Genomic DNA, 6,452 nt, shown 5'->3' with positions numbered 1-6,452 from the left:
GCTCGGCGCGGCCTGCGAGCCCGCCGCCACCGCCTGCGAGGACTTCGCCGCCTGGCTGGACGCCCTGCCCGACGGCCGCTCGCCGCGGCTGGGCCGCCGCCTCTGGGAGGCCAAGCTGTGGCACACATTGGACACCCCGCTGTCGGCGTCGCAACTGTTGGCCGCGGCGCGAACCCGCCTGGACGAGGCATCGGCGGAGATCGCCGAGGTCGCCGCCGAGCTCAGCGGCGGCTCGCCGTCCGAGGCCACCGTGGCCGCCACCATCCGGCGCCTGGCCGCCGACCGCCCCGACAACGACACCATCGTCGACCTGGCGCGCCGCACCATGACCGAGGCGACCGACTTCGTCCGCGAACACGCCCTGGTGTCCCTGGTGGACGATCCACTGGAGATCGCCACCATGCCCGAACACGACCGGGGCATCTCGGCGGCCTACTGCCTGCCGCCCGGGATGCTGGAGACCGCGCGGGTGCCCACCATCTACGCCATCTCCCCCACGCCGTCGGACTGGAGCGCCGAGAAGTCCGACTCGTTCTTCGCCGAGTACAACGACCACATGCTGCGCAACCTCACCGTCCACGAGGCGATGCCCGGCCACTATTTGCAGCTCGCCCACGCCCGCCGCTACCGCGGCAACACCCGGGTGCGGGCGGTGCGAATGAGTGGGACCTTTGTGGAGGGTTGGGGGGTGTACGCCGAGGAGCTGATGGCCGTCCACGGCTTCGGCGGCCTGCCGGTGCGCATGCAGCAGTTGAAGATGCGGCTGCGGATGATCATCAACGCGATCCTCGACCAGCTGATCCACTGCGAGGACCTCGGCGAGGACGAGGCCATGGACATGATGACGCTCCGCGGCCACCAGTCCGAGGGCGAGGCGGCCGGAAAGTGGCGGCGCGCCCTGCTGTCGTCCACCCAGCTGTCGACCTACTTCGTGGGCTACACCGAGGTCGCCGCCATCGCCGCCGACCGCCCGTCCGGCACCTCCGAGCAGGCGTGGCACGACGCGATGCTGGCCCACGGCAACCCAGCGCCGCGTCATCTGCGCGCGCTGCTGGGGGTTTAGAGTCGCTACTGCAAAGCTTCGCGCGCAGCGCCGCGCGCCGCCGCCATACCGGTAATAAGGAGTGCGAGTTAAGTGGCAAGCATTGAGAACATCGCGGCCCGGGAGATCCTGGATTCGCGCGGCAACCCGACCGTGGAGGTCGAGGTCCTGCTGGACGACGGCGTACAGGCGCGGGCCGCGGTGCCCTCGGGCGCCTCGACCGGGGCCTTCGAGGCGCTGGAGCTGCGCGACGGCGACGAACAACGCTACGGCGGCAAGGGCGTGCTGAACGCCGTCGAGAACATCAACGAGCGCCTCGTCGACGAGCTGGTCGGGCTGGAGGCCAGCGAGCAGCGCATCGTCGACCAGGTGATGCTGGATGTGGACGGCACCAACGACAAGAGCGTCCTGGGCGCCAACGCGATCCTCGGGGTGTCGCTGGCGGTGGCCAAGGCCGCGGCGGCCTCGGCGGCGCTGCCGCTGTTCCGCTACCTGGGCGGGCCCAACGCGCACGTGCTGCCGGTGCCGATGTTCAACGTCCTCAACGGCGGCGCCCACGCCGATTCGAATGTGGACATTCAGGAGTTCATGATCGCCCCGGTGGGCGCGCCCACCTTCGGCGAGGCCCTGCGCTGGGGCGCCGAGACCTACCACGCCCTGAAGTCCGTGCTCAAGGCCAAGGGCCTGTCCACCGGGCTGGGCGACGAGGGCGGCTTCGCCCCCAACCTGGGCGCCAACGCCGAGGCCCTCGACCTGATCACCCAGGCCATCGAGAAGGCGGGCTACTCGCCCGGCCGCGACATCGTGTTCGCCATCGACGCCGCCGCCACCGAGTTCCACTCCGAGGACGGCTACAACCTGGAGGGCACCGTCCGCTCCGCGTCCGACATGGTCGAGTACTACTCCGACCTGATCTCCCAGTACCCCATCGTGTCCCTGGAGGACCCGCTGGCCGAGGAGGACTGGGACGCGTGGCGCACCCTGACCGCCGAGCTCGGCGGCAAGGTGCAGATCGTCGGCGACGACCTCTTCGTCACCAACCCCGAGCGGCTGCGCCGCGGCATCGACACCGACGCCGCCACCGCCCTGCTGGTCAAGGTGAACCAGATCGGCAGCCTCACCGAGACCCTGGACGCGGTGGACCTGGCGCACCGCAACGGGTTGCGCTGCATGATGAGCCACCGCTCCGGCGAGACCGAGGACACCACCATCGCCGACCTGGCCGTGGCCGTCGGCTGTGGACAGATCAAGTCCGGCGCGCCCGCGCGCTCCGAGCGGGTCGCCAAGTACAACCAGCTGCTGCGCATCGAGGAGGAGCTCGACGACGCCGCGCGCTACGCGGGCGTCAACGCCTTCCCGAAATACCGCAACTAGTTCGCCGTGAGCCTCGGGCCCGGGCAGGTGACTGTTCGGGCCTGATCCATGTCCGGGGTCGCGGGCGGGCAGAATGGACGCCGTGACAACGCCTCGAAAGGGCCCCGGGGGCCAGCGACCCGGCAGCGGGCAGCGCTCCCGTAAGGGTCGGCAGCGCCCGCAGCAGACCGCCGGGCGCGCCCCCGCCACGCCCACCACCAAGGCGGCCAAGCCGCGCCCCATCCTGCGGCGGATCCGGGTGAAGCCGCCGTGGCGGATGTCGGGGCGCACCGCCGTGGTGGCGCTGGTGTTGTCGGTGCTGGCGTTGACGTACGCGTACCCCGTGCGCACGTACATCGAGCAGCGCTCCGAGATCAACGCGCTGCTGGAGTCGCAGGGCGCCCAGGCCGACCGGATCAAGGAGCTCAAGGCCGAGCGCGCCAAGTGGAACGACCCCGATTACGTGCGGGCCCAGGCGCGCCAGCGGCTGCTGATGGTGCGGCCCGGGGAGGAGCTGATCATCATGGTCAACAGCCCCGACAGCGATTCGCGCGGCGGCGGCAAACACCACAAGAAGTCCGGCAAGCCCTGGTACAGCGACCTGTGGGACTCCTTCCACGAGGCCGACCAGATAGGACACAAGTGAGCGAGCCGACCGAGGAGGACCTGGCGGCGATCCAGCGGCAGCTGGGGCGCCCGCCGCGCGCCGTCAACGCGATCGCCTTCCGTTGCCCCTGCGGCAATCCCGCCGTCACCGAGACGCTGCCGCGGCTGGCCGACGGCACGCCGTTTCCCACCACGTTCTACCTGACGTGCCCCAAGGCCAGCGGCGCGATCGGGACGCTGGAGGCGTCGGGCCTGATGAAGGAGATGACCCGGCGGCTGGGCGAGGACCCGGAGCTGGCGCGCAAGTATCGACAGGCCCACGAGTCGTATCTGGCGCACCGCGAGGAGCTCGGGGACGTGCCCGAGATCGCGGGCGTGTCGGCCGGCGGGATGCCCGACCGGGTGAAGTGCCTGCACGTCCACCTGGCGCACGCGCTGGCGGCGGGGCCCGGGGTCAACCCTTTCGGGGACGAGGCGCGCGAGGCGATCGGCGAATGGTGGGCCAAGGGACCCTGCGTGGAGGTGGACGAATGAGCGGCGAGAAGGTGCCCCGCGAGCTGAAGTACAACGACCTGGGCGACAAACCCGTGGCGGCCATCGACTGCGGGACCAACTCGATTCGGCTGCTGATCTCGCGGCGGGCCCGGGGGCGGACGTCCGATGTGGTGCGTCTGATGCGGATCGTGCGGCTCGGCGAGGGCGTCGACACCACGGGACGGTTGTCCTCGGCGGCCCTGGAACGCACCGGGGCGGCGCTGTCCGACTACGCGGCCATCATCTCCGAGCACGGCGTGGAGTCGGTGCGGATGGTGGCCACCAGCGCCAGCCGCGACGCCGACAACGCCGAGGAGTTCCGGGAGCTCGTGACCGGGATTCTCGGCGTGGCACCGCAGGTCATCTCGGGCGACGAGGAGGCGCGGCTGTCGTTCGAGGGCGCGGTCGCCGACCTTCCCGCCGCGAACGAGCCCCGCCTGGTGGTGGACATCGGCGGCGGTTCCACCGAGTTCGTGCGCGGCATCGGCGACGCCGAGGCCGCCCGCAGCGTCAACATCGGGTGCGTGCGGATGACCGAGCGGCACCTGCGCGACGACCCGCCGACCGCGGCCCAGATCGCCGCCGCCACCGCGGACATAACCGAGGCCGTCGACGCCGCGCTGGACGCCGTCGACCCCGACCGTTCCGCCGCGAGCTTCATCGGCCTGGCCGGTTCCGTCACGACCGTGGCAGCCCTGGCCATGGGTCTGGAATCCTATGACCCGCAACGCATCCACCACGCCGAAATCTCCTATCAGGACGTGGCGAAGGTGACCGAGGAGCTGCTGGGCGCCACCCGCGCGCAGCGCCTCGACCGCGGCCCGATGCACCCCGGGCGCGCCGACGTGATCGGCGGCGGGGCGCTGGTGCTGCGCATCGCGATGGAGCGCGCGGGCGCCGAGACCGTGGTGGCCAGCGAGCACGACATCCTGGACGGCATCGCCGCCAGTCTGTACTAACTGGAGCGCGGCTTCAGGATTCCGCACTTGTCGGACTCGGCGGTGACGTAACCGTTGTCGGTGGTGACGGTGTGGTCGTGGCAGTCGTGTCCGCCCGACGAGCGCACCCGTTCCCTGGTGTGGGCGGTGGCGTGGCGCTCGCGACGGGGCACGTCCACCAGGTAGGAGGCGACGCCGCTGTAGGCGTCGCTGGAGCTGGAGTCGCGGGTGCGGCCGTTGGCGTCGGTGGTGCTGACGTCCACGGCGTCGCGCATCTTCATGGTGGTCTTCAGGCGCCCGTCGGCGACGGCGGTCTTGCCCTTCATGGAGTACTCGCGGGTGATGGTGCTGGAGCTCAACGCGCCGTTGGTCAACGCCGACCGCGACTCCACGTCGGACCAGTTCGCGTCGATGCCGTCGGGATTCTCGTCGGCGCCCCAGGAGTGGGTGCCCGTGGCCGAGACCGAGCGCTCCACCGTGGACACCAGGGAGCCCTTGGAGGTGGTGAGCCAACCGGTGGCGGAGTGGCGGTGCGAGGAGGTGAAGCGCACCTCGCCGTCGGCGGTGGTGATCTTGTTGCGCGCCTTGGTGGTGCTGGAGCTGAGCACCCCGCCCTTGACGACCTTGCTGCCGGCGTCGCGCCACACGCGGAAGCCCGTGGGGGTGGACCAGCCGTCGGTGCCGTCGGGCACCCCGGTGACGTGGACGGTGACCTTGTGGGCCTTGCCGTCGTTGAGCAGCCCGAGATACGGCGTCAGGTCGTAGCTGATCGGGCGGATGTCGAAGGCCCCGGGCGCGGGCAGCGTCGTCCACAGATACGGGTTGGACCACCCTCCCGTGTAGACGTGCGGGTAGGGCTGGGCGATGCCCACCAGCTCGCCGTCGACGAGCACCTGCACCTCGCGGCGCGGCCCGTCGTCGGCGGCGCAGGAGTAGCCGCTCTTCTTGGGGGCGGCCAGATACCAGAACTCCTCGCAGCCGCCGCCGGAGCCGGTGGCGTAGACGTCGGCCAGCAGGCGCATGGAGTTGCGCGGCACGGTGATGTCGCCCTTGAGGTCGGCGCCCGAGGTGTCGGGGTGGCCCAGCGGCAGCACGGTGTCGGCGGCGTGGGTCGCCGGGTTCTTGGCGTCGGTGCCGTAGAATGTCAGGGAGATCGTCACGTCGAAGACGCCGGTGTACGTGTCGTCCACGGCGTTGCCCAGCGTCATGGACGTGGATTGCTTGTGGCGCAACAGGGAGGCGTACGCGGTGACGTCCTTCTCCTGCGTCCAGGTGATGCCGTCGGGGGAGGGCTCGGGGGTGCTGGTCTTGAACACGGGGACGTCGCCGATGTTCAGTTGGCCCATGCGGTCGAACTGGCGCCCGGCCACCGCGCCCTCCATGCGCAGCACCACCTTCGACCAGTCGCCGTCGCACTTCTTCGGCGGCTGGTAGGTGCCCGTCGCGGGCTCGAAGTCGTCGAAGGTGTGGTCGACGATGGTGACGTCGCAGGATACGGTGTCGGGCTTGACGATCGGTGCGACCGCGGTGCGCGGGTTGTCCCAGTCGTCGCCGAATTCCTTGGGGGCCTTGGGCTTGTCGTCCTTGGCGAAGGCGGGTGAACTCAGGGCGGGGGTCACCAAGGTGGCCATCGCGAGGGCGATGATGGCCAGTATGGATAGTGCGCGTCTCACGCGGCACCTCTCGAGGGGCTGGGGCTTGCGGGCTTCACCAACGGGGACGTCCTATATTGCCCGATCGGACGCCCATAGCCCATATATGGGCCGAAAGTATGAGTGCTACCTGGGCCGAACGGACGATAGCGCGTTGGTCATCTTGTCTTTCAAGCCGTTCGATTCCACCACATCGCCCACCAGGACCGTGACGTTGTCCGGCCCTCCCGCCTCCAGCGCCAAATTGATCAGCGTTTGCGCCGCCGCGTCGGGGTCGGCCGACTCGTTAAGCGCCGCTTGGATTTCATCGAACGTCACCACATCGGA

General features: G+C 70.2%; 6 protein-coding genes and 1 pseudogene. 5 read left to right on the top strand and 2 right to left on the bottom strand.

Annotation, left to right across the window (positions count from 1 at the left end):
* The 5 genes from VE172_RS08855 to VE172_RS08835 form a co-directional block, all read left to right on the top strand.
* Positions 1-1,063, top strand: a 1,063-nt coding sequence (locus VE172_RS08855) for a DUF885 domain-containing protein (RefSeq protein WP_324800042.1), incomplete at its 5' end; no start/stop codon positions are given.
* 72 nt (positions 1,064-1,135) lie between these two features.
* Complete coding sequence (gene eno / locus VE172_RS08850; protein ID WP_324800040.1) at positions 1,136-2,416, top strand: phosphopyruvate hydratase; 1,281 nt, start codon at positions 1,136-1,138, stop codon at positions 2,414-2,416.
* An 82-nt stretch (positions 2,417-2,498) separates the two neighbouring features.
* Complete coding sequence (locus VE172_RS08845) at positions 2,499-3,041, top strand: FtsB family cell division protein (protein ID WP_324800038.1); 543 nt, start codon at positions 2,499-2,501, stop codon at positions 3,039-3,041.
* Entirely contained in the window at positions 2,999-3,535 is a 537-nt protein-coding gene (locus tag VE172_RS08840; RefSeq protein ID WP_414715075.1) for a DUF501 domain-containing protein, read from the top strand. Before VE172_RS08845 ends, VE172_RS08840 begins: the two co-directional genes overlap by 43 nt.
* 53 nt (positions 3,536-3,588) lie before the next feature.
* On the top strand, positions 3,589-4,494 hold the full coding sequence (locus tag VE172_RS08835) for a Ppx/GppA phosphatase family protein (protein ID WP_349258313.1): 906 nt from the start codon (positions 3,589-3,591) through the stop codon (positions 4,492-4,494).
* Here VE172_RS08835 and VE172_RS08830 read toward each other — a convergent pair.
* Both VE172_RS08830 and VE172_RS08825 read right to left on the bottom strand, forming a co-directional pair.
* Positions 4,491-6,146: a peptide-N4-asparagine amidase gene (locus tag VE172_RS08830; protein WP_324800029.1), complete on the bottom strand. Its 1,656-nt coding sequence runs from the start codon at positions 6,144-6,146 to the stop codon at positions 4,491-4,493. The two genes, VE172_RS08835 and VE172_RS08830, sit on opposite strands and share 4 nt — an antisense overlap.
* A gap of 105 nt (positions 6,147-6,251) precedes the next feature.
* A pseudogene (locus tag VE172_RS08825) lies at positions 6,252-6,452 on the bottom strand (protein phosphatase); the annotation flags it as partial.

The organism is Stackebrandtia sp. (genome assembly GCF_035643755.1).
Lineage (GTDB): Bacteria > Actinomycetota > Actinomycetes > Mycobacteriales > Micromonosporaceae > Stackebrandtia.
The sequence above is the reverse complement of the archived record's forward strand: the minus strand, read 5'-3'. Positions and strand labels throughout refer to the sequence as shown.